Source organism: Streptomyces longwoodensis (genome assembly GCF_001514125.1).
GTDB lineage: Bacteria > Actinomycetota > Actinomycetes > Streptomycetales > Streptomycetaceae > Streptomyces > Streptomyces longwoodensis.
The window spans coordinates 497,933-518,108 of the sequence record NZ_KQ948552.1; the positions used below are offsets into that span (position 1 = coordinate 497,933).

Sequence of the window (20,176 nt, forward strand, 5' to 3'; positions counted from 1 at the left end):
TCGAGCGGTCAGACGTCGAGCAGTGGTCAGGCGTCGAGCGGTTCGTAGTCGAACCAGTCGACGTGCAGGGAGCCGGTCGCGGCGTACACGCCGAGGACGCGGCCGGTGAAGCCGCCGGCCACCTCCGTGGACAGGTACCGGCCGTCGAGGGAGGCCAGGGCGGCGAAGGTGCCGTCGGGCTCCTCCACGCCGAGCGTGACGGTGTCGGGGCCGGTGCGCGGGTCGGTGAGGTCGCGGGAGGCGGTCACCTCCACGCGCAGGACCACGGGTCCGGGCGGCACGGGCCGGGTGGCCACCACCGTGCCCAGCGGGCCGATGCGGGCCCGCACGCGCACCTCGCCGGAGGTCGCCTCGACGGCGTAGTGGTGCTGTTCGTCGAGGCGTACGGCCAGGCCGCCGTCGCCGTCCGCGACGTCGACGAGGACGCGGGCCCGGCAGGACGGGTGCTGCTGGCGGCGCCCGACGAAGGTCACGTCGGTGGCGTCGAGCGAGGCGCCGCGGGCACGCAGGGTGAGCCACCCGGGCCGTTCCCCGGTCGTGCAGTCCTCCGGCGGGCGGTGCCGCAGGGAGACCCAGTGCGGGGCCAGTCCGGTCCGGTCGAAGTCGTCCCGGACCGGGAGGGCGGGACCCGGCCGCAGCGGCCACGGGGGTGCGGGTGCCTGCGGCGCCACCTCGCCGACGACCGGCCAGCCGTCCACCCAGGTGACGGGCGCCAGGAACGTCTCCCGGCCGAGGACGTGCCAGCCGGGGGTGCCGCCGCCCGGCCGGACCCCGAGCAGCACCATCCACCACGAGCCGTCCGGGCCCTGGACGAGGTCGGCGTGGCCGGTGTTCTGGACGGGGTGGTCGGTGCCGCGGTGGGTGAGGACCGGGTTGGCCGGGCACGGCTCGAACGGTCCGTCGGGGGTGCGGCCGCGGGCCACCGAGACCCCGTGGCCGCGTTCGGTGCCGCCCTCGGCGATCAGCAGGTACCAGTGGTCGCCGATCCGGTACAGGTGGGGCGCCTCCGGGGCCTTGGCGCCGGGCGTCCCGGACCAGATGCGCCGGAAGGGCCCGAGCGTGCGCCCGGTGCGCGGGTCGAGGCGGACCTGCCCCACGCCGGCGACGGTGCACCAGCAGGTGCCGTCCTCGTCCCAGGCGAGGTCGGGATCGATGCCGGGGACACCGGGCAGCGGGACCGGGTCGGACCAGGGGCCCGCCGGGTCGGTGGCGGTGACCAGCAGGTTGCCGCCGCCGCTGACGTTGGTGACGACCAGCCAGAAGCGGCCGTCGTGGTGGCGCAGCGTCGGCGCGTAGACGCCGCCGGAGGAGGGCGCGTCCAGCGGCAGCCGGAGCTGGCCGGGCCGGTCGAGGACGTTGCCGATCTGGGTCCAGTGCACCAGGTCCCGGCTGTGCAGGAGGGGCACGCCGGGGAAGTACTCGAAGCTGGAACAGGCGAGGTAGTAGTCCTCGCCCACCCGGCAGACGCTCGGATCGGGGTAGAAGCCGGGGATCACGGGGTTGGTGATGGTGGCGCCCGTCGCGGGCCTGCTCGACACCCTGATCGCGTCCTCTCGCCGGTCGGCACGTGCCCTGTCCGGCACCAGGGTCCGTGGGCGGCGAGCGGCTTGGCAAGATCGCGTCGCCGGGTTTCGTCACCGCGTTCCCTCACCGCGATCCGTCGCCGCGATCCGTGGCCGGTCACGTCACCGGGTTCGGTCGCTCGCCGGGTGCCGCCCTCGGCCGGGGCCCCGCCCCTCCACCAGGTCCGGTGCGTTAGATCCGCGCCGCACGGCGGGATGGATAGCGTCATGGATCGTTCCCGTCCCCCCGCGGCCCTCTACGAGTGCTTCCCCCCGGAGGCACGCAGTGTGCCGCTGGCCCGGAGGTTCGTGCGGTCGGCGCTGCGTGCGGACGCGCCGGAGGTGGTGGACACCGCCGAGCTGCTCACCAGCGAGCTGGTGACCAACGCGGTGCTGCACGCGCGGACCGACGTCGAGGTGCGCGTCTGGTCGCACGAGGGACACGTACGGGTGCGGGTGGACGACGGCCGGCCGGACCGCCCGCTCGTGCCGCGGGAGCCGAGGCCGTACGCCGGTGCCGGACGGGGCCTCGCCGTGGTCGAGGAACTGGCGTCCAGCCACGGCGCCCACCCGGGCGAGGGCCACAAGACGGTCTGGTTCGAGCTGTGGCCCCAGGCCCCGGCGCCGCCGACGTCCGGGTGGGAGTCCGCGCCGGTCCGGGGCCGGACCACGACCGTGAAGCTGGTCGACGTGCCGCTCGTCCTGTTCCGCGCGGCCCAGCAGCACGGCGACGAGATGCTGCGCGAGCTGGCCCTCACCACCGGCCTCGAGGACCGCGCCGGGATCTCGCGGGCCGAGTTGGTGGCCGCCGCCGACGTGTCCGGCGCCCTCAACGCGTGCACGGCCTCCGCTCTGGAGGAGACGGTGACCGGCGGCGCCACGGTCACCCTCGACGTGGCGTTCCCGGTGGACGCCGCGCCGGCCGTGGACACCTTGCGGCACGTGCTCGAACACGGCGACGCGGCGGCCCAGCTGGGCGCCCTGCTGACCCTCCCGGCCCCGCCCCACGTGCGCGGCCACCACCAGTGGGTGCTCGACGAACTGGCCACCCAGCTCGCCGGGAGCGCGCCCACCGCGTGGACCCTGCTGCCCGGTGTGCCGGACGCGGCCTCCGCCGAACTGGCGCCGTGGGACGCCGGCGACCTGGAGGACAGCGCCGTCCCGACGGTCGCGGCCGACGACGCCGGCCGGATCATCGCCGCCAACGCCGCCCTGGGCGACCTGCTCGGCTGGCAGACCGACGAACTGATCGGCCGGCCGCTGACCGTACTGATCCCCGAGCACCTGCGCGAGCGCCATCAGGCCGGGTTCACCGCGCTCCAGCTGACCGGCCGGTCCCGCATCATGGGCCGGTCCATCCCGCTGCCGGGGCTGCACCGCGACGGCAGCCTGGTCCCCGTGCGCCTGCACGTCCAGAGCCAGGAGGCGGTGGACGGCCGCACGGTGCACGTCGGCCAGTTCAGGCCCCGGGCCACGGCTCCCGGGGAGGAGAGGCCGGTGCCGCGTCCCGGTACCGGGGCCTCGCCACGGCTGCACACCGGTCCGGCTGCGGCGCCGCGGGCCGGCGACGCGGGGGCGGCCCGGGACTGGGAGCGGCTGAGCCTGCTGGCCGACACCACCAGCGCCCTGTCGAGCACCCTCGACCTGCGCGAGGGGCTCCGCCGGGTGTGCCACGTCCTCACCCGGCAGTTGGCCGACTGGTGCGTGGTCGACCTGCTCGACGAGTACGGGGACGCCGAACGGGTCTGCGTCGTCCACCGTGAGCCGCAGGCCCTCAGCGCCGGGGTGGACCTCGGCAGGCTGCCCCCGGTGTCCGAGAACGCCCGGGGGCCGCTGGCCCGGGTGCTGAACGGCGCCGGGCCCCTGCTGATCACCGACGTCCCCCCGCCGGACCAGGCGGAGAGCGCCCTGGACGCCCGGCAGCTGGAACTGTTCCAGCAGCTCGGCGCCGGCAGCACGATCATGGCCCCGCTGCGGGCCCGCCGCGAGGTGCTGGGCGCCCTGATCGTCGTGCGCACCGGCCACGACGCCCCCTTCACCGAGCAGGACGCGCTCCTGGTCGCCGACCTCGTCCAGGGCATCGCGCTGAGTGTCGACAACGCGCGCCTGCACCAGCACACCCGTACCGCGGCCGAACGCCTCCAGCGCTCCCTGCTGCCCCGCCTCCCGCACATCCCGTCCATGGAGATCACGGCCCGCTACGCGCCGTCCAGCACGACCGCCCAGGTCGGCGGCGACTGGTTCGACGCCTTCACCCTGCCGGACGGCGACACGGCCCTGGTCATCGGGGACGTGTCCGGGCACGACCTGAACGCGGCGGTGACGATGAGCCAGCTGCGCAACATGCTCCGCGGGATCGCCGTCGACCTCCAGGACCGGCCCTCGGAGGTGCTGGGCCGCCTCGACCTCGCCACCCTCACGCTCTACCCGCACTCCACCGCGACGTGCGCCTACGCCGTCGTCACCGGTCCCCGCGACGGCCCGTGGGAGGTGCACCACTCCTCCGCCGGGCACCTCCCCCTGCTGCTGACCTGCCCCAACGGCGACACCCGCTACCTGGACACCGCCTCCGGTCTCCTCATCGGCGTGGACAGCGGCTTCCCGAGGCCCACCGCCCGTGACGCCCTGCCGGCCCACTCCACCCTGCTGATGTTCACCGACGGCCTGATCGAGCGCCCGGGGGAATCCCTCAGCGACGCCATGACCCGTCTGCGCCGGCACACCGCGGCCCTCGCCCGGGCACCCCTCGACGTCTTCTGCGACGAGCTGATCCTGGGCCTCGGCGCCGGGAGCACCGACGACATCGCCCTCCTGGCGCTACGCCCCACTCCGCCCGGCCCCTGAAGAAACGGGAGAGAACGAACATGGCTCTGATCCTGGTGACCGGGGCCTCCACCGGCCTCGGCCGCGACACCGCGGAGGCACTGGCGGGTGAGGGGCACGACGTGGTCGTCCACGCCCGCAACCGGTCCCGGCTCGGCGACCCGGCGCAGGCCGACCGGTGGGCGGGCGTGGTCCTCGGCGACCTCTCCGTGCCGGCCGAGATCGAGGACGTCGCCCGCCAGGCCGCCGCGTTCGGCCGCTTCGACGTCGTCGTCCACAACGCCGGTGTCCTGAGCGGCCCCGAGACGGTCACCGTGAACACGGTCGCGCCGTACCTGCTGACCGCCCTGCTGGAGAAGCCGTCCCGGCTGATCCACCTCAGCAGCGGCATGCACCGCTCCGGCTCCACCGACCTGCGCGGGCTGACGCGGGGCACGGCCTCCTACAGCGACACCAAGTTGTGGGTCACCGCCCTGTCGCAGGCGTGCGCGGCCCGCTGGCCGGGGACGACCAGCCACGCGGTCGACCCCGGCTGGGTGCCCACGCGCATGGGCGGCGCGAGCGCGCCGGACGACCTGGTCGCCGGGCACCGCACCCAGGTCTGGCTGGCCACCCACCCCGACGTGACCCCGGCGACCGGCGGCTACTGGTACCACCGGCAGACCCGGGCTCCCCATCCCGCGGCCCTGGACGAGGAGTTCCAGGCCCGCCTGCTGCACGCGCTGGAGCAGCACACGGGCGTTCCGCTCGGCTGAACGCGACGGGGTCTCGGGCCCCAATCGGTCCACCAGCTGGGCCGACATGCGGAAAGGACCCCACGGGCCACTGCCCGCACATCGCACATGCAAAAAGGGCCCCCACGGGCTGCTGCCCGCGAAGACCCTTCGCACCGTCGGGACGACAGGATTTGAACCTGCGACCCCTTGACCCCCAGTCAAGTGCGCTACCAAGCTGCGCCACGTCCCGGTGCGCTTCCGCGGCCGGAGCCGCGTGATCGCGCGTACCGAACTCTACCCCACACCGGGCGGTGCGCCGAAAGCGGCCGCCGGGCGGGACAATCGCCGTATGAGCGGCACGAGGGCGACGGACGGCGAGGCACGGGACCGGGACCAGGAGGGCCGGGCGCGCAACGCGCGGCCCCGGGACGGGCTCGGGCGGCCCCTGCCGTACGGCGCGCCCGGGGTGGAGCGCCAGCCGGAGGGGGTGGTGCGCACCCCGGACGAGACGGTCGCCGAGGCACAGGACCTGCTCGCGGCGGGCAAGCCGTTCCACGCGCACGAGGTGTTCGAGGACGCCTGGAAGTCGGGCCCGGACGAGGAGCGGGCCCTGTGGCGGGGCCTCGCCCAGCTGGCCGTCGGCCTCACGCACGCGGCGCGCGGCAACCGGACCGGTGGGGCCCGGCTGCTGCGCCGGGGCGCCGGGGCGGCCGAGGAGTGGGCCGCGCGGGACGGGGAGGCGCGTCCGTACGGGATCGACCTGCCCGGGGTGATCGCCTGGGCGCGGGCGCTGGCGGACGAGGTCGAGCGCACGGACGCCCCCGTGGACGCCCGGGCCCGGGCGCCCCACCTGCGCTGACCCGTCCCGGCGCCGTCCCCGCGCGCGTGCGGGACCGGTGCGGTCACGGTCGGTGCCGTACGGCAGACTCGGTGCGTGCGAACCATTCATGTCATCGGCATCGGCGCGGGCGACCCGGACCAGCTGACCCTCCAGGCCGTCAGGGCGCTGCGCGACACGGACGTGTTCTTCGTCCTGGACAAGGGCGAGGTGAAGAGCGACCTCACGCAGGTGCGCCGGGACATGCTCGCGACGCACGTGCCGGAGGGCACGTACCGGGTGGTGGAGGCCCGGGACCCGGAGCGCGACCGCACCGCGGGCGGCACGGCGTACTCGCCGGCCGTCGGGGACTGGCGCAGCGCCCGCGCGGACATCTACGAGCGGCTGATGGCCGAGGAGCTGGGCGAGCAGGAGACCGGCGCGTTCCTGGTGTGGGGCGACCCTGCGCTGTACGACAGCACGATCGGCATCCTGGAGGAGGTCCGGGCTCGCGGCACGGTGGACTTCGCGTACGACGTCGTGCCGGGCATCAGCAGTGTCTCGGCGCTCGTCGCCCGGCACCGCACGGGGCTGAACCGCGTGGGGCGGCCGGTGCAGATCACCACCGGGCGCCGGCTCGCGGAGGGCTTCCCGGACGGCGTGGACGACGTGGTGGTGATGCTGGACGCCCACCAGACCTTCCGGCGGTACGCCGACGAGGACATGGACATCTTCTGGGGGGCGTACATCGGCACGCCCGACGAGATCCTGGTCGCCGGTCCGCTCGCCGAGGCCGCGCCCCGCATCGAGCGGCTGCGCGCGGAGGCCCGGGAGCGCAAGGGCTGGATCATGGACACCTACCTGCTGCGCCGCAACCCGGACCGCCCGTAGGGGCGCCTGCCGCGGGCCGTCCGGTCACGGCGCGGCAAGGCCCAGGCGGTCCAGGGCGCCTACCACGTCCGGTACGGCGGTCACGCCGTCCGGGAGGGCGGGGCGGCGGACGATCACGACGGGCAGGCCCAGGGTGCGGGCGGCCGTCAGCTTGGGCGAGGTGGCCGCTCCCCCGCTGTCCTTGGTGACCAGGACGTCCACGCGGTGGGTGCGCAGCAGAGCCAGTTCGTCGTCGAGGGTGAACGGGCCGCGCGCGAGCACGAGCCGGGTGTCCGGGGGTAGCGGCGGCTCGGGCGGCTCGACCGAGCGGACGACGAAGTGCACGCCCGTGACGTGGGCGAACGTGGCCAGGCCCAGGCGTCCGGTGGTCAGGAGGGCGCGGCGGCCCAGGGACGGCAGCAGGGCGGCCGCCGCCTCCAGGGAGGGGACGTCGTGCCAGCGGTCGCCGGGCCCGGGCGACCAGCCGGGGCGGCGCAGCACCACCAGCGGGCGTCCGGTGTCCGCGGCGGCGCGGGCCGCGTTCGCGGTGATGCCGGCGGCGAAGGGGTGCGTGGCGTCCACGACGGTGGCCACGTCCTGGTCGCGGATCCACGCGGCCAGTCCCCCGGCCCCGCCGAACCCCCCGGTCCGCACCTCGCCGTCGAGCGCCCCCGGCCGGGACACCCGGCCCGCCAGCGAGGTGGTGACACGGACGCCGGGCCGGGCCGCGAGGACGGCGGCCAGCTCACGGGCCTCGGTCGTGCCGCCGAGGATCAGGACGTGCGGGGACATGGCGCCGAGCCTAGGGGGCGCCTTTCGCCGCCGCGGGGGCGGCCCGTGTCACCGGACGCGGGGGAAGGGCCGTGCGGGGCCGGTTGTTACCCTGTGCGGCGCGGTCCGGCAGCGGAGCGGGACCGCGGTCACGGCCGCACGCACACGACACGAGGGACGGGGAGCGCACACCGATGGACGTCGTCGCCCCTCTCCCCCGCCCGGCCGCCGGTGACCTGCTGGACGGCTACTCGCTGGAGATGACCGGCAAGGACGTGGCCGCGCTGGAGGCGGCCCGGCCCGCGATCCCGGACGGCACCCGCGTCAACGTCACCTTCCTCGGCACCGAGGACACCGAGCTGCGCCTGGCCGCCGTACGGGCCGTGCGGCGGCTCGGGCTCGTGCCCGTACCGCACCTGTCCGCGCGCCGGCTGCGCTCCCGCGCGGAGCTCGAGGCGTTCCTGTCCGCCCTGCGGGACGCCGGCGCGGCCGACCACGTCTTCGTCGTCGGCGGCGACCCGTCCGTGCCGCTCGGCCCGTACGACGACGCGCTCGCCGTCCTGCGCTCGGGCCTGCTGCAGGAGTACGGCGTGCGGCACGTCGGGGTGAGCGGCTACCCGGAGGGCCACCCGGCGATCAGCGAGCCGGCGCTGTGGTCGGCGATCGAGGAGAAGGCGGCCGTCCTGCGCGAGGAGGGCCTCACCGGCAGCGTGATCACCCAGTTCGGCTTCGACCCCGAGCCGGTGCTCGCCTGGCTGGAGGCGGTGCGTGACCGGGGCGTGGACCTGCCGGTGCGGGTCGGCGTGCCGGGCCCGGCCGGGATACGGCGGCTGCTGCGGTACGCGGCGCGCTTCGGCGTCGGCACCAGCGCGGGCATCGCCAAGAAGTACGGCTTCTCCCTCACCAACCTGATGGGCACGGCCGGCCCCGACCGGTTCGTGCACGCGCTGGCCGAGCGCCACGACCCCGGCCGCCACGGCGAACTGGGCCTGCACTTCTACACGTTCGGCGGCATAGGAGCCACGTCCGACTGGGCCGCCGCCTTCCGCACGGGCGCCCAGGTCCCCGCACCGGCTCCCGCCACCGCCTGAGGCACGGGACGTCCGGGGCTCAGGTCCGGCGAGGAAGGGGGCGGAGGGGCGTGGACACTGCGGAGGGACGGCGCGCGGTCGCCGCGGCCCGGGCGGCCGCCGTCTCGTGCGGGCTCGCGGTGCGGGACGCGGTCGTCCTGCACGACTCCAACAAGCTCACGCTGCGACTGCTGCCGTGCGACGTCCTGGCCCGGGTGGCGCCCGAGGCGCAGCAGGTCGCCCGGTTCGAGGTCGAACTCGCCGGGCGGCTGGCGGCGTCGGTGTGCCCGGTGGCCGTGCCCGACCCCCGGGTGGGGCCGCGGGTCCTGGAGCGGGACGGCTTCGTGGTCACGCTGTGGACGTACCACGCGCCCGTGGCGCCGGGCCAGGTCGCGCCGGCCGACTACGCCCGCGCGCTGGAACGGCTGCACGGAGGCATGCGCACGCTCGACGTGGCGGTGCCGCACTTCACCGACCGGGTCGCGCAGGCGCAGCGCCTCGTGGCGGACCGCGACCGCACCCCGGCCCTCGCCGACGCCGACCGGACGCTGCTCGCCGGCACGCTGCGCGACCTGCGGCGCACGATCGTCGGGCACGGCGGCGCCGAGCAGCTGCTGCACGGCGAACCGCACCCGGGCAACCTGCTCGCCACCGGGGACGGGCCGCTGTTCGTCGACCTGGAGACGTGCTGCCGCGGGCCGGTCGCGTTCGACGTCGCCCACGCCCCCGAGGAGGTCGGCGCGCACTACGGCGGGCTCGACCAGGGGCTGTTGCGCGCCTGCCGGACCCTGGTCCTGGCGATGGTCACGGCATGGCGCTGGGACCGGGACGACCAGTACCCCGACGGGCACCGCCTGGCCCGGGAGTGGCTGGAGCGCATCCGCGACGCCCGCCGGAACTGACCTGCCCGACGGACGTCAGCGGAGCAGCAGTTGCAGTCCGCCCACCACCGTCGCGGCGATCACCAGCTGCTCGAACAGCCGTTGGTTGATGCGGTGCACCGCCCACTTCCCGAGGAGCGCGCCGGGGACGACGAACAGGACCAGTGCGGCGTCCAGGAGCAGTGAGCGGCCGTCGATGAGGCCGAGTCCCGCGCTGAAGGGCACCTTGGAGACGTTGACGATGAGGAAGAAGAACGCGGACGTGCCGAGGAAGCCCAGTTTCCTGAAGCCCGCCGACAGCAGGTACAGCGACATCACCGGGCCGCCCGCGTTGGCGACCATGGTGGTGAAGCCGCCCAGGACGCCGTAGGAGCGGGCCTTGACGCGGCCGGCGCGGGTGACCACGGCGTCGGGGTCGTCGGTCCGCTCGGCCGTGCGGCGCCGCCAGACGGTCACGCCCGCCATCAGCAGCAGGATCGCGCCGATCGAGGTCCGTACGACCGCGTCGTCGGCCCACACCAGGAACAGCGTGCCGACGACCACCCCGGCCGCGACCGCCGGGAACAGCCGCCACAGCGTGGGCCAGTGGGCGTGCCGGCGGTAGGTGAGGACGGCCAGGACGTCCCCCGCGATCAGCACCGGCAGCAGCACGCCCGTGGAGGCGCGGGCGGGCAGCACGGCCGCGAAGATCGCCAGGCTGACCGTGTTGGCGCCGCTGACGGCGGTCTTGGAGAAGCCGACGAGCAGCGCCGCGAAGGCCAGGGCGGCGAACTCCCAGCCGGTGATGTGCCACGAGGAGATGATGTTCATGCGGGCACCGATGCTATGCGCACGCATCCACGGGGTCAGCACCGTCCCGCCCAGTGACCCCTTCCTACGGCTCGTCGGGGCACACCCGGTCGGCCGTTCCGATGCGGAGCGGCGCGCCTCGACGGTGCGGGCGGCTGCCGGGGGAGGATCGGCGGCGGACGGCCTCGCTCCGGGCCGTCCGCTCCCGCTCCCCCGCGCCTGGAGGTCCGGTGCTGAACTCCTTCGACGACGCCCTGCACGGCGCCCCGGCCCGACTCCCGTCCGGACGGTGGAACGGCCGTTCCGACGTGGCGGTCGCCCCGTGACCGCCGACGGCGGCGCGGGCGCGCCGGGCGCCGGCCGCTACGGCGAGGCCGTCTTCCGTCCCGACCAGGGCGGCGAGGGGGAACGCATCGACTTCGGTGCCCTCGCCTACGACGACATCACCGTCGCACGGCTGAGGGCCCTCGGCGTGGGCCCGGGATGGCGCTGCCTGGACGTGGGTGCGGGCACCGGCACCGTGTCCCTGCGGCTCCTTCAGGAGTGCGGGGTGGCGAGCGTGGTCGCCGTGGACCGCGACGCGCGCTTCCTCACCGCACGGCGTGTGCCCGGGCTCGACGTCCGCGAGGCCGACGTGACGACCGAGGGGTTCGTGACCGGACGGTTCCGGCTCGTCCACGCCCGTTTCGTGCTGATGCACCTGCCCGAGTACCGCCGCGTGATCGCCGCCCTGGCCGCACTCGTCGAACCGGGCGGCGTCCTGGTCCTCAGCGACGCGGTCGACCTGACCGGCGACCGGACGCCGGCCACGCCGTACACCACGGCGATGGCGGCGATGTGGCAAGGGCTGAGGAACACCATCGGCACGGACGTCACCTGGGTGCCGTCCTACCCGCAGCTGCTGCGGGAGGCCGGGCTCCGGTCCGTCGCCGCCGAGGTGCACGTACCGCCGCTGGTGCCGGGCTCTCCCCTCAGCCGGTTCTGGGCCGACACCTGGGAGCGGAGCCGGCCGGCGATGCTGGCCACAGGACTGGTCGACGCGGCGGCCGTCGACGAGGCGGTCCGCTACCTCGGCTCGGCGGACTGTGCCGCCCTGTCGGCCGGGATGCTCACGGCGTGGGGGTGGAAGCCCGAGGAGGCCCGTCCCTGAACCGCTCGGGGTCAGTGCCGCTCGACCAGCACCGCGCTCCCCTGTCCCACGCCCACGCACATCGTGGCCAGGCCGCGCTCCGCGCCGGTGCGGCGCATGCGGTGCAGGAGGGTGGTGAGGATGCGGGCGCCGGAGCAGCCCAGCGGGTGGCCGAGGGCGATCGCGCCGCCGGTCGGGTTGACCAGGTCCGGGTCGATGCCGAGCTGGTCGACGCAGGCGAGCGCCTGCGCGGCGAATGCTTCGTTGAACTCGGCCTCCTGAAGGTCGTCGACGCCCCACCCGGCGCGGGCCAGCGCCTTGCGGGTCGCCGGGACCGGCCCGATGCCCATGACGTCCGGGTGGACGCCCGCCGAGGCACCGGCCACGTAGCGGCCCAGCGACTCCAGGCCCAGGTCGTTCAGCGCTTCCTCGCTCACCAGGAGCAGGCCCGCGGCACCGTCGTTCATCGGCGAGGCGTTGCCCGCGGTGACCGTGCCGCCCTTGCGGAACACGGGCTTGAGGGACGCCAGTTTCTCGTACGAGGTGTCCTCGCGGATGCCCTCGTCGGCGTCGACGACCACCCCGTCGGGCCGCTCGACGGGCAGGAGTTCGTCGTCGAAGTGGCCGTTCTTGCGCGCCTCGGCGGCGAGCCGGTGGCTGCGCAGGGCGAACTCGTCCTGCCGCTCGCGCGAGACGCCGTACCGCTCGGCGACCTCCTCGGCGGTCTCGCCCATGGCCAGCAGGCCGTGCAGCTCCTTCATCGCCGGGTTGACCAGCCGCCAGCCGAGCCGGGTGTCGACGGTCTCGACGCGGTGCGGCAGTGCCTCGTCGGGGCGGGCCAGCACGAACGGGGCGCGGCTCATCGACTCGCTGCCGCCCGCGAGGACGACGTCCGCCTCGCCGGCGGCGACGGTGCGGGCCGCGGTGGTGACCGCCTCCAGGCCGGAGGCGCACAGCCGGTTCACCGTGGCACCCGGCACGGACTCCGGTAGTCCCGCGAGCAGGGCGGCCATGCGGGCGACGTTGCGGTTGTCCTCGCCCGCCTGGTTGGCGGCGCCCCAGTACACGTCGTCGATGCGGGCGGGGTCGAGCGCGGGGACGTCGGCGACCAGGGCGCGGATCACGCCCGCGGCCAGGTCGTCGGGCCGCACGGACGACAGGGCTCCGCGCAGTCTGCCGATGGGGGTGCGGCGGGCGGCCGCGAAGTGGACGGGACGCACGACAGGACTCCTACCGACGCTGCCCGGCCCGGGGGCCGGCCGTGATTAATTAGCGCTGCTAGTTTCGGACTATAGACCGCCCACCGGGGTGCTGGGAAGATCCGGGGCGGCGCGCCTCCCGGCTCGCGGGAGTCATGGCGCACGGGGGTGTTTGCACCCGTCGGCCCGGGACACCCGCGCCCGCATGATGTGGTTGACCAAAGCTGCCTGCGTGGGCGAGGACCCCGAGATGTTCTTCCCCGTGGGCTCGACAGGACCGGCCCTGGAGGACGTGGCCGCCGCCAAGCGGGTCTGCGCGCGGTGCCCGGTGATCGCGGACTGCCTGGCCTACGCCCTGGCCCATGCCCAGACGACGGGTGTCTGGGGCGGCACCGACGAGGCGGAGCGCGCGGACCTGCTGCGCGCGGCGGGCGGACGCCGGGCCCGCGGTGCGGCGCGGAGAGCCGCTGCCTGAGGGGTCGTCCTGAGGGGTCGCCAGGTACGGCTCAGCCGCCGGATGTCAGCCCGCCGTGCGATGTCATTCCGCCCACCGGGCCAGTGCCGCCGACACCAGGGTGCGTACGCCCGGCAGGAGGACCGACGGGTCGGGGGCGAACAGGGGGCTGTGGTTGGCGGGGACGTTGTCCAGCCGGGTCAGCAGGTCCTCGCCGGGCGCCGCGTCCCACACCGCCGTGGGCGTCGAGGTCACGAGCCAGTAGTCGTAGGGCACGCCCGCGGGAGCCAGCAGGGAGAAGTCCTCGCTGCCCATCACCGGGCCGACGTCGAACACCGTGCCGTCGCCGAACAGTTCGCGGTGGACGGCGGCCACCCGGGCGTCCAGGGCGGCGTCGTTGACGGTGGTCGGGTAGCCGGACGCCACCGTGACCTCCGGCGGCCGGGGGCAGCCCGCCGCCGCGCACTCCCCCTCCACGATCCGCCGCACGGCGTCCAGGACGCGGGCCCGGACCTGGGGGTCCTGGGTGCGCAGGTTGAGCGCGAGGCGGGCGTCGGCGGGGATGGTGTTGTGCGTGGTGCCGGAGTGGAACCGGCCCACCGTGAGCACCACCTGCTCCCGCGCGGCGACCTCGCGGGCCACCACGGTCTGCAGCCGGGTGACGACGTACGCGGCGGTGACCACCGGGTCGACGGCCGCCTCGGGGCGTGAGCCGTGGCCGCCCCGTCCGTGCACGACCACGTCGATGTCGTCCGAGGCGGACATCACCAGGCCGGGCCGGTGCGGGTAGAACCCGGCGGGGCCGGGGGCCACGTGCTGCCCGAACAGCGCGTCGGGGCGCGGGAAGCGCTCGTGCAGGCCGTCCGCGACCATCGCCGCCGCACCGCCGCCGGCCTCCTCGGCGGGCTGCCCGACCACGACCAGCGTGCCCGACCAGGCGTCCCGGCCGGCCGCCAGCGCCTCGGCGGCCGCCGCGAGCCAGGTCACGTGCAGGTCGTGCCCGCAGGCGTGCATCACCCCGTCGACGGTGGAGGCGTACGACAGCCCGGTCGCCTCGGACACCGGCAGCGCGTCCATGTCGCCGCGCAGCCACACCACCGGGCCGTCCCCGTGGGCGAGCACGCCGACCACGCCCGTCCCGGCGACCCCCTCGGTGACCTCGTACCCGGCGGCCCGCAGGCGTGTCGCGAGCCGGGCGGCGGTGCGGTGCTCCCGGAAGGCCAGTTCGGGGTGGCGGTGCAGGTCGCGGTAGAAGTCCTCGAGGTCCGCGCCGTCCAGCCCGTCGGTCAGGTCGCGGGTGAGGCGGGCGACGGCGGACGGGGCGCTCACGCGGCGTCCGTCCCGGCGCCGTCCAGCGGCGGGTCCAGCGGCGGGTCCAGGGGGAGGCCGAGGACGCGGGCGAGGGTGCGCAGGACGCCGTTGTCGTTGTTGGACGGCGCGAGGTGCCGGGCCCGGCGGATCACCTCGGGGTGGGCGTTGGCCATGGCGAAGGACCAGTCGGCGGCGTCCAGCATCTCCAGGTCGTTGAGGTAGTCGCCGAAGACCATGGTCTGGGCGGGGGTGATGCCGAGCTCGCGCTGGAGGCGGCGCAGGGCGGCGCCCTTGTTCGCGGTGCGGTTCATCACGTCCACCCAGTGCTCGCCGGAGACGACGACCTGGTGCGTGCCCGCGAACGGCGCGAGGGCCGGGGCCGTGGTCCGCTCGGCGGAGCCGAAGTCGAACAGGGCCACCTTGATGACGTCGTCGTCCACGGCCGTGACGTCCTCGACGACCTCGTGGCGCAGGTAGTAGCGGCGCACCTCGGCCAGGAAGGGCTCGTCGGACCGCTCGACGTACGCGGACCGCTTGCCGCAGACGACGGCGCCCACGTCGACGCCGCCCGCCGCGAGGCCTCGTACAGCCCGGACCACGTCGGCCGCGACGGCGCGGTCCATCGGGTCGGAGCTGAGCTCCTCGCCGTCGCGCACCACGTAGGTGCCGTTCTCCGCGATGAACACCATGCCGTCGGCGACCTCGGCGAACTCCCGTGCCAGGGTGGCGTACTGCCGTCCGCTCGCCGGGCTGAACAGCACCCCGCGCTCCCGCAGCCGCGCCAGCGCGTCCCACAGCCCGGCGGGGACGCGCTTGTCGTCGTCGAGCAGCGTGCCGTCCATGTCCGTGACCACCAGCCGGATGTCGGCGGGCGGCGCGGCGCACGGCGTGGCCTCGGTCAGGGCGTCCACGGGGTCCAGGGGCGAGGAGGAGTAGGGCATGTCCTGCCTTCTGTGCGGGCCCGGGCCGCGGCGTGACGGGCGCGGAGCTTTCGGTACGGGCCGGCCCCTGAGGGCCCTCGCCACCCTACCGGGGCGACCCGGGGCCTCCGGGGGGCGCCGAGGGGTGGCCACCCCCTGCCCCGGGCCCCGGACCATCCGCCTCGCCCGATTTCCCGGACATGCCGATCATCCGGGGGCACAATGGGCCGCGTGACCGGCGGGAACCCGGTGGACGGGAGCCCGGAAGGGGGCGCGTGCCCATGACCACCCTGGCCGACCCGGTGCCCGGCGGGCGCCCCGGCGACGTCGAGCGGGCGACCGCACTGGGCGGGGAGCTGTCCGGGCGGGGCGTGCACGGGATCGTGCTGGCCTACGTCGACACCGCGGGCGTGACCCGGGTGAAGACGGTGCCGACCGCGAAGCTGGCGTCGGCCGCGGCGTGGGGCGTCGGGATGTCCCCGGTGTTCGACACCTTCCTGGCCGACGACCGCAGCGTCACCACGGACGTGCTCGGCGGCCCGGACGGCGACCTGCGGCTGTACCCGGACCTCGACCACCTGACGGTGCTGGCCGCGCAGCCGGGCTGGGCGTGGGCGCCCGTCGACCGGATCGCGCAGGACGGCACCCCGCACCCCGGGTGCGGGCGGACGTTCCTGCGGCGGACCGTCGCCCGGGCCGCGGAGCTGCACGGACTCACCTTCCGGGCGGCGCTGGAGATCGAGTGGTCGGTGGGCCTGGACACGGCGCCCGAGGGCGCGTTCGTGCCCGCGGCGGCCGGCCCGGCGTACGGCGCGACCCGGCAGGTCGAGCTGAGCGACTGCCTCGCCGACCTGCTCGCCGCGTGCGCGGCCCAGGGCGTGGACGTCGACCAGCTCCACCCCGAGTACGCGGCCGGGCAGTTCGAGATGTCGGTAGGGGCGCTGGACCCGGTGGCGGCGGCGGACCGCAGCGTGCTGGTGCGCCAGACGATCCGGGCGGTGGCCCGGCGCCACGGCCTGCGCGTGTCGTTCTCGCCCGCGGTGTCCGCGCGCGGGGTGGGCAACGGCGGCCACGTCCACCTGTCGGCCTGGCGCGACGGCCGCAGCCTGCACACGGGCGGCGACCGCCGGCACGGTCTGACGGCGGACGCGGAGGCGTTCGCGGCCGGGATCCTGGGCCGGCTGCCCGCCCTGACCGCCGTCACGGCGCCCAGCCCGGCGAGCTACCTGCGGCTGAAGCCGTCGCAGTGGGCCGGGGTGTTCACGGCGTGGGGCCTGGAGACCCGCGAGACGGCGATCCGCCTGGTCCCGGGGACCGCGGGCCACGGCGAGGAACAGGCCAACCTGGAGGTCAAGCCGGTGGACCTGGCCGCCAACCCGTACCTGGCCCTGGGCTGTCTGATCGCCGCCGGACTCGACGGCGTCGGGTCGGGCGCGCGGCTCCCCGTGGAGACGACCGGCGACCCGGTGCGGCTCGACGCGGCACGCGCGGCGGAACGGGGCGTGCACAGGCTGCCGGCCTCGCTGGACGAGGCCGTGGCCGCGTTCCGCGGGGACGAGGTGCTGCGGGCCGCGCTCGGCCCGGTGCTCGCCGACGCGGTGAGCGCCGTACGGGAGGGCGAGTCGGCCGGCGTGGCGGGGCTGGACGACGAGCGGGTGGCGGCGGCCTACCGCTGGCGGTACTGACGTGGGCGCCCCCGAGGGACCGGTCCACGAGGCGCTGGCCGCGCTGGAGTTGGTCGACCACCACTGCCACGGGGTGGCCGCCGGCGACCTCGACGGGCCGGGGTTCGAGTCGCTGCTCACCGAGGGCGACCGGTGGCCCGGCCTGTCCCCCTTCGACACGCCCGCCGGGGTGGCCGTCCGCCGCCACTGCGCGCCCGTGCTCGACCTGCCGCGCCACGCGCCGCCCGAGGACTACGTCGCCCGGCGCGCGGAGCTGGGCGCCCGGGAGGTGACCCGGCGCTTCCTGTCGGCCGCCCGCACCGGCGTCTTCTGCGTGGACACCGGGTACGCCCCGCTCCCCCTGACCCCGCCCGCCGCCCTGGCCCGCGCCGGGGGCGGCACCGCCCACGAGGTCGTACGGCTGGAGGGGGTCGGGGAGGCGGTGGCCGCGCGGGGCGTGGACGCGGGGGCGTACGCGGACGCCTTCCGCGCGGCCGCGCTGGAGGCGGTGCGCCGCCCGGGCGTGGTCGGGGTGAAGTCGGTGGCCGCCTACCGCACCGGCTTCGACCTGGACCCGGCCCGTCCCTCGGACGCCGAGGTCACCCGGGCCGCCCGTACTTGGCTGGCGCGCGGCGGCCGGCTCGACGACCCGGTCCTCGTACGGCACCTGCTGTGGACCGCCGTGGACCTGGGGCTGCCGCTGCAGCTGCACACCGGCTTCGGCGACGCCGACCTGCGGCTGCACCGGGCCGACCCGAGCCTGCTCACCGACTGGCTGCACGCGACCGGCGGCGCCGTCCCGGTGCTGCTGCTGCACTGCTGGCCCTACCAGCGCCGGGCGGCGTACCTGGCCGCGGTGTTCGAGCACGTGTACCTGGACGTCGGGCTCACCCTGCACCACGTGGGTCCGGCGCGGGCGCGGGCGGTGCTGGAGGAGGCGCTGGAGATCACACCGTTCCGCAAACTGCTGTACAGCTCCGACGCCTACGGTGTCGCCGAGTTCTACCACCTCGGCGCGCTGGCGTTCCGCCGGGGACTGGGCGACCTGCTCCAGGACCGGGTCGACGCCGACGAACTGCACCTGTCCGACGCGCTGCGCCTCGCGCGCTGGGCGGGAGCGGACAACGCCCGCCGGGTCTACCGGCTCCCTTCCGGACACTGAAAGTATGATCAAGCAATGTCTGACATGACCGAGACCACGCCCGGTTGGCTGAGCCAGGACGAGCTGGAACTGGCCCGTGCCCGCATGCCGATCCTGTACGTCGAGGCCGTGCCCGTGCGCGTCGACGACAGCGGCGAAGTCACCAGCATCGGACTGCTGTTGCGCATCGGCCCGGACGGGACGGTCAGCCGCACGCTGGTCTCCGGCCGGGTCCTGCACCACGAGCGGGTCCGGGACGCCCTGCTGCGCAACCTGGAGAAGGACCTCGGTCCGGTCGCGCTGCCCCGGGTGCCCACCTCGCTCCAGCCGTTCACGGTCGCCGAGTACTTCCCGACGGTCGGTATCACGCCGTACCACGACCCGCGCCAGCACGCGGTGTCGCTGGCGTACATCGTGCCGGTGACCGGTGACTGCCGGCCGCGGCAGGACGCGCTGGACCTGGTGTGGTTCAGCCCGCACGAGGCGGCCTCGCCCGAGGTGCTGAGCGAGATGCCGGGCGGCCACGGCTTCCTCCTCCGCCAGGCCCTGGCCCATGTGGGCCTGGGCTGACACCGGCCCCGGTGCCCCCTGGTGATCACGCTGGTGATCGCCAGGGGCATCGTCCCGTTCTACGGGCGGGCGTACGGCCGGGTCATCACCTCCATGTTGTGACCGTCCGGGTCGGCGAAGTAGGCGCCTCGGCCACCGAACAGATCGTTCACCCGGCCGGGGTCGGTATGGCCGGGGTCCGCGTAGTAGGTGACCCCGACCGCCTCGAGACGGGCGATCACGGCGTCGAACTGCCCGTCGGCTACGAGGAAGGCGTAGTGCTGCGGCTGGATCGGCTCGTCCCTCTTCTCGCAGTAGTCGAGCGTCACGCCGTTGCCCAGGTCGACCGGCAGGAACGGCCCGAACGGCGCGCCGACCCGCAGGCCAAGGATCGCGGCGAGGAACTCGGCGGACAGGTGGCGGTCGCTCGCGTACACAGCCGTGTGGTTCAGCTGGACGCCGGCATGGGGGTAGGGCTGGTGGGAGGACATCAGTGGCGGGTCTCCGGTCTCGGGTTCCGTGCGGAAGGCGCCCTGCGTGGGCGCCGGGAGCAAAGACGCGGAGGAGGGGGCGGGCCTCTGGCCCGCCTCGGGCTCACGCCGAGGCCGGGAGTACCCCTCGTGCATGGCCCAAGGCCGACCCGGCAGTCACGCGACCGACCTTAGTGATCACCGCGGGCCAGGGCAACACCCCACCTCAGCGCTCGAGTTGCTGCCGAACCCCATTCGGCGACGGTACGGAGGCCCTGTACACGCCCGCCGCTACTGCGCGCTGGCGGCCGGGCGCACCACGAGCTCGTTCACGTCGACCTCGGCGGGCTGGGAGACGGCGAAGGCGATGGCGTCGGCGATCGCGGACGCCGGGACGGCCACCGAGCGGTAGGTCTTCATGTCCTCGCGTGCACGCGGGTCGGAGATGGAGTCGGCGAGTTCGGACTCGGTGACGCCCGGGGAGACCACGGTGACCCGGATGTCCCCGGCCGACTCCTGGCGCAGTCCCTCGGACAGGGCGCGCACGGCGAACTTGGTGGCGCAGTAGACGGCGGCCGTCGGCACCACCTCGTACGCGCCGACCGAGGCGACGTTCACGATGTGGCCGCCGCCCTGCTCCCGCATGACCGGCAGGGTCGCCGCGATGCCGTGCAGCACGCCGCGGACGTTCACGTCGAGCATCCGGTCCCACTCGTCCACCCTCAGCTCCGACAGGGGCGAGAGCGGCATCACTCCGGCGTTGTTGACCATCACGTCCACGCGTCCCCAGCGCTCGGTCGCGGCCGAGACGAAGGCCCGTACGTCGGCCGCGTCGGTGACGTCGAGCCGCCGGAAGTCCGCGGTGCCCCCGTCGGCGGCGATCCGCCCGGCCAGCTTCTCCAGGCGCTCGGTGCGGCGCGCGCCCAGGAACACCCGGTGGCCGTCGGCGGCCAGGCGCAGGGCCGTCGCCTCACCGATCCCGCTGCTCGCGCCGGTCACCAGGACGACCTTGGTGGTCTGCGTCATGACGATGTCCTCCA

Annotated in this window: 19 protein-coding genes and 1 tRNA gene; 11 read left to right on the forward strand and 9 right to left on the reverse strand. The window is 75.3% G+C overall.

The features are described 5' to 3' along the window. Nucleotides 1–26: 26 nt before the first annotated feature. Nucleotides 27–1,538: a glycoside hydrolase family 43 protein gene (locus AQJ30_RS14435; protein WP_425424147.1), complete on the reverse strand. Its 1,512-nt coding sequence runs from the start codon at nucleotides 1,536–1,538 to the stop codon at nucleotides 27–29. A 252-nt stretch (nucleotides 1,539–1,790) separates the two neighbouring features. Between AQJ30_RS14435 and AQJ30_RS14440 the strand changes: the two genes are divergently transcribed. Both AQJ30_RS14440 and AQJ30_RS14445 read left to right on the forward strand, forming a co-directional pair. After that, on the forward strand, nucleotides 1,791–4,406 hold the full coding sequence (locus AQJ30_RS14440) for a SpoIIE family protein phosphatase (protein ID WP_079084032.1): 2,616 nt from the start codon (nucleotides 1,791–1,793) through the stop codon (nucleotides 4,404–4,406). Between the two features lie 20 nt (nucleotides 4,407–4,426). Next, complete coding sequence (locus tag AQJ30_RS14445; protein WP_067233380.1) at nucleotides 4,427–5,140, forward strand: SDR family NAD(P)-dependent oxidoreductase; 714 nt, start codon at nucleotides 4,427–4,429, stop codon at nucleotides 5,138–5,140. A 137-nt stretch (nucleotides 5,141–5,277) separates the two neighbouring features. On the opposite strand, the gene AQJ30_RS14450 is transcribed toward AQJ30_RS14445, so the two are convergent. Continuing rightward, nucleotides 5,278–5,351, reverse strand: a tRNA-Pro gene (locus AQJ30_RS14450). Nucleotides 5,352–5,450: 99 nt separating this feature from the next. Here AQJ30_RS14450 and AQJ30_RS14455 point away from each other — a divergent pair. Continuing rightward, nucleotides 5,451–5,960: a DUF309 domain-containing protein gene (locus AQJ30_RS14455; protein ID WP_067233381.1), complete on the forward strand. Its 510-nt coding sequence runs from the start codon at nucleotides 5,451–5,453 to the stop codon at nucleotides 5,958–5,960. 75 nt (nucleotides 5,961–6,035) lie between these two features. Further along, nucleotides 6,036–6,809 (forward strand): precorrin-6A synthase (deacetylating), encoded by a 774-nt coding sequence (gene cobF, locus AQJ30_RS14460; RefSeq protein WP_067233383.1) that lies wholly within the window; start codon nucleotides 6,036–6,038, stop codon nucleotides 6,807–6,809. Between the two features lie 24 nt (nucleotides 6,810–6,833). Here cobF and AQJ30_RS14465 read toward each other — a convergent pair whose 3' ends face one another. Continuing rightward, nucleotides 6,834–7,580 (reverse strand): cobalt-precorrin-6A reductase, encoded by a 747-nt coding sequence (locus tag AQJ30_RS14465; protein ID WP_067233384.1) that lies wholly within the window; start codon nucleotides 7,578–7,580, stop codon nucleotides 6,834–6,836. Nucleotides 7,581–7,753: 173 nt separating this feature from the next. Here AQJ30_RS14465 and AQJ30_RS14470 point away from each other — a divergent pair, with 173 nt between their 5' ends. Next, nucleotides 7,754–8,650, forward strand: a complete 897-nt coding sequence (locus tag AQJ30_RS14470) for a methylenetetrahydrofolate reductase (protein ID WP_067233386.1) — start codon at nucleotides 7,754–7,756, stop codon at nucleotides 8,648–8,650. A 50-nt stretch (nucleotides 8,651–8,700) separates the two neighbouring features. Then, nucleotides 8,701–9,531, forward strand: coding sequence for a phosphotransferase (locus tag AQJ30_RS14475; RefSeq protein ID WP_067233388.1), 831 nt, complete (start codon nucleotides 8,701–8,703; stop codon nucleotides 9,529–9,531). A 15-nt stretch (nucleotides 9,532–9,546) separates the two neighbouring features. On the opposite strand, the gene AQJ30_RS14480 is transcribed toward AQJ30_RS14475, so the two are convergent. Continuing rightward, complete coding sequence (locus AQJ30_RS14480) at nucleotides 9,547–10,320, reverse strand: sulfite exporter TauE/SafE family protein (RefSeq protein ID WP_067233389.1); 774 nt, start codon at nucleotides 10,318–10,320, stop codon at nucleotides 9,547–9,549. Between the two features lie 301 nt (nucleotides 10,321–10,621). On the opposite strand from AQJ30_RS14480, the gene AQJ30_RS14485 reads away from it, so the two are divergent. Further along, nucleotides 10,622–11,449 (forward strand): class I SAM-dependent methyltransferase, encoded by an 828-nt coding sequence (locus tag AQJ30_RS14485; protein WP_067233391.1) that lies wholly within the window; start codon nucleotides 10,622–10,624, stop codon nucleotides 11,447–11,449. Between the two features lie 11 nt (nucleotides 11,450–11,460). On the opposite strand, the gene AQJ30_RS14490 is transcribed toward AQJ30_RS14485, so the two are convergent. Next, nucleotides 11,461–12,648, reverse strand: coding sequence for a thiolase family protein (locus AQJ30_RS14490; protein WP_067233392.1), 1,188 nt, complete (start codon nucleotides 12,646–12,648; stop codon nucleotides 11,461–11,463). Between the two features lie 184 nt (nucleotides 12,649–12,832). Here AQJ30_RS14490 and AQJ30_RS14495 point away from each other — a divergent pair, with 184 nt between their 5' ends. Further along, a complete protein-coding gene (locus AQJ30_RS14495) occupies nucleotides 12,833–13,102 on the forward strand; it encodes a WhiB family transcriptional regulator (RefSeq protein WP_067233394.1) in 270 nt (89 codons plus the stop codon). Nucleotides 13,103–13,165: 63 nt separating this feature from the next. Here the strand turns inward: AQJ30_RS14495 and AQJ30_RS14500 are convergent, their stop codons facing one another. Together AQJ30_RS14500 and AQJ30_RS14505 are read right to left on the reverse strand one after the other, a co-directional pair. Further along, nucleotides 13,166–14,410, reverse strand: a complete 1,245-nt coding sequence (locus AQJ30_RS14500; protein WP_067233396.1) for an amidohydrolase — start codon at nucleotides 14,408–14,410, stop codon at nucleotides 13,166–13,168. Further along, nucleotides 14,407–15,333: a Cof-type HAD-IIB family hydrolase gene (locus AQJ30_RS14505; RefSeq protein ID WP_067233397.1), complete on the reverse strand. Its 927-nt coding sequence runs from the start codon at nucleotides 15,331–15,333 to the stop codon at nucleotides 14,407–14,409. The genes AQJ30_RS14500 and AQJ30_RS14505 overlap by 4 nt, the downstream gene beginning before the upstream one ends. Nucleotides 15,334–15,593: 260 nt before the next feature. Here AQJ30_RS14505 and AQJ30_RS14510 point away from each other — a divergent pair, with 260 nt between their 5' ends. The 3 genes from AQJ30_RS14510 to AQJ30_RS14520 are packed head-to-tail and all read left to right on the forward strand — an operon-like array spanning nucleotide 15,594 to nucleotide 18,687. Then, nucleotides 15,594–16,997 (forward strand): type I glutamate--ammonia ligase, encoded by a 1,404-nt coding sequence (locus AQJ30_RS14510; protein WP_067233399.1) that lies wholly within the window; start codon nucleotides 15,594–15,596, stop codon nucleotides 16,995–16,997. 1 nt (nucleotide 16,998) lies between these two features. Further along, the gene (locus AQJ30_RS14515) at nucleotides 16,999–18,138 is read left to right on the forward strand and encodes an amidohydrolase family protein (protein ID WP_067233401.1); all 1,140 of its coding nucleotides are present in this window, start codon (nucleotides 16,999–17,001) and stop codon (nucleotides 18,136–18,138) included. A 24-nt stretch (nucleotides 18,139–18,162) separates the two neighbouring features. Beyond that, on the forward strand, nucleotides 18,163–18,687 hold the full coding sequence (locus AQJ30_RS14520) for an NUDIX hydrolase family protein (RefSeq protein ID WP_067233402.1): 525 nt from the start codon (nucleotides 18,163–18,165) through the stop codon (nucleotides 18,685–18,687). A gap of 59 nt (nucleotides 18,688–18,746) precedes the next feature. Here the strand turns inward: AQJ30_RS14520 and AQJ30_RS14525 are convergent, their stop codons facing one another. Together AQJ30_RS14525 and AQJ30_RS14530 are read right to left on the reverse strand one after the other, a co-directional pair. Then, the gene (locus AQJ30_RS14525) at nucleotides 18,747–19,157 is read right to left on the reverse strand and encodes a VOC family protein (RefSeq protein ID WP_067233404.1); all 411 of its coding nucleotides are present in this window, start codon (nucleotides 19,155–19,157) and stop codon (nucleotides 18,747–18,749) included. A gap of 270 nt (nucleotides 19,158–19,427) precedes the next feature. Next, on the reverse strand, nucleotides 19,428–20,162 hold the full coding sequence (locus tag AQJ30_RS14530; protein WP_067233612.1) for an SDR family oxidoreductase: 735 nt from the start codon (nucleotides 20,160–20,162) through the stop codon (nucleotides 19,428–19,430). Nucleotides 20,163–20,176: the final 14 nt, after the last annotated feature.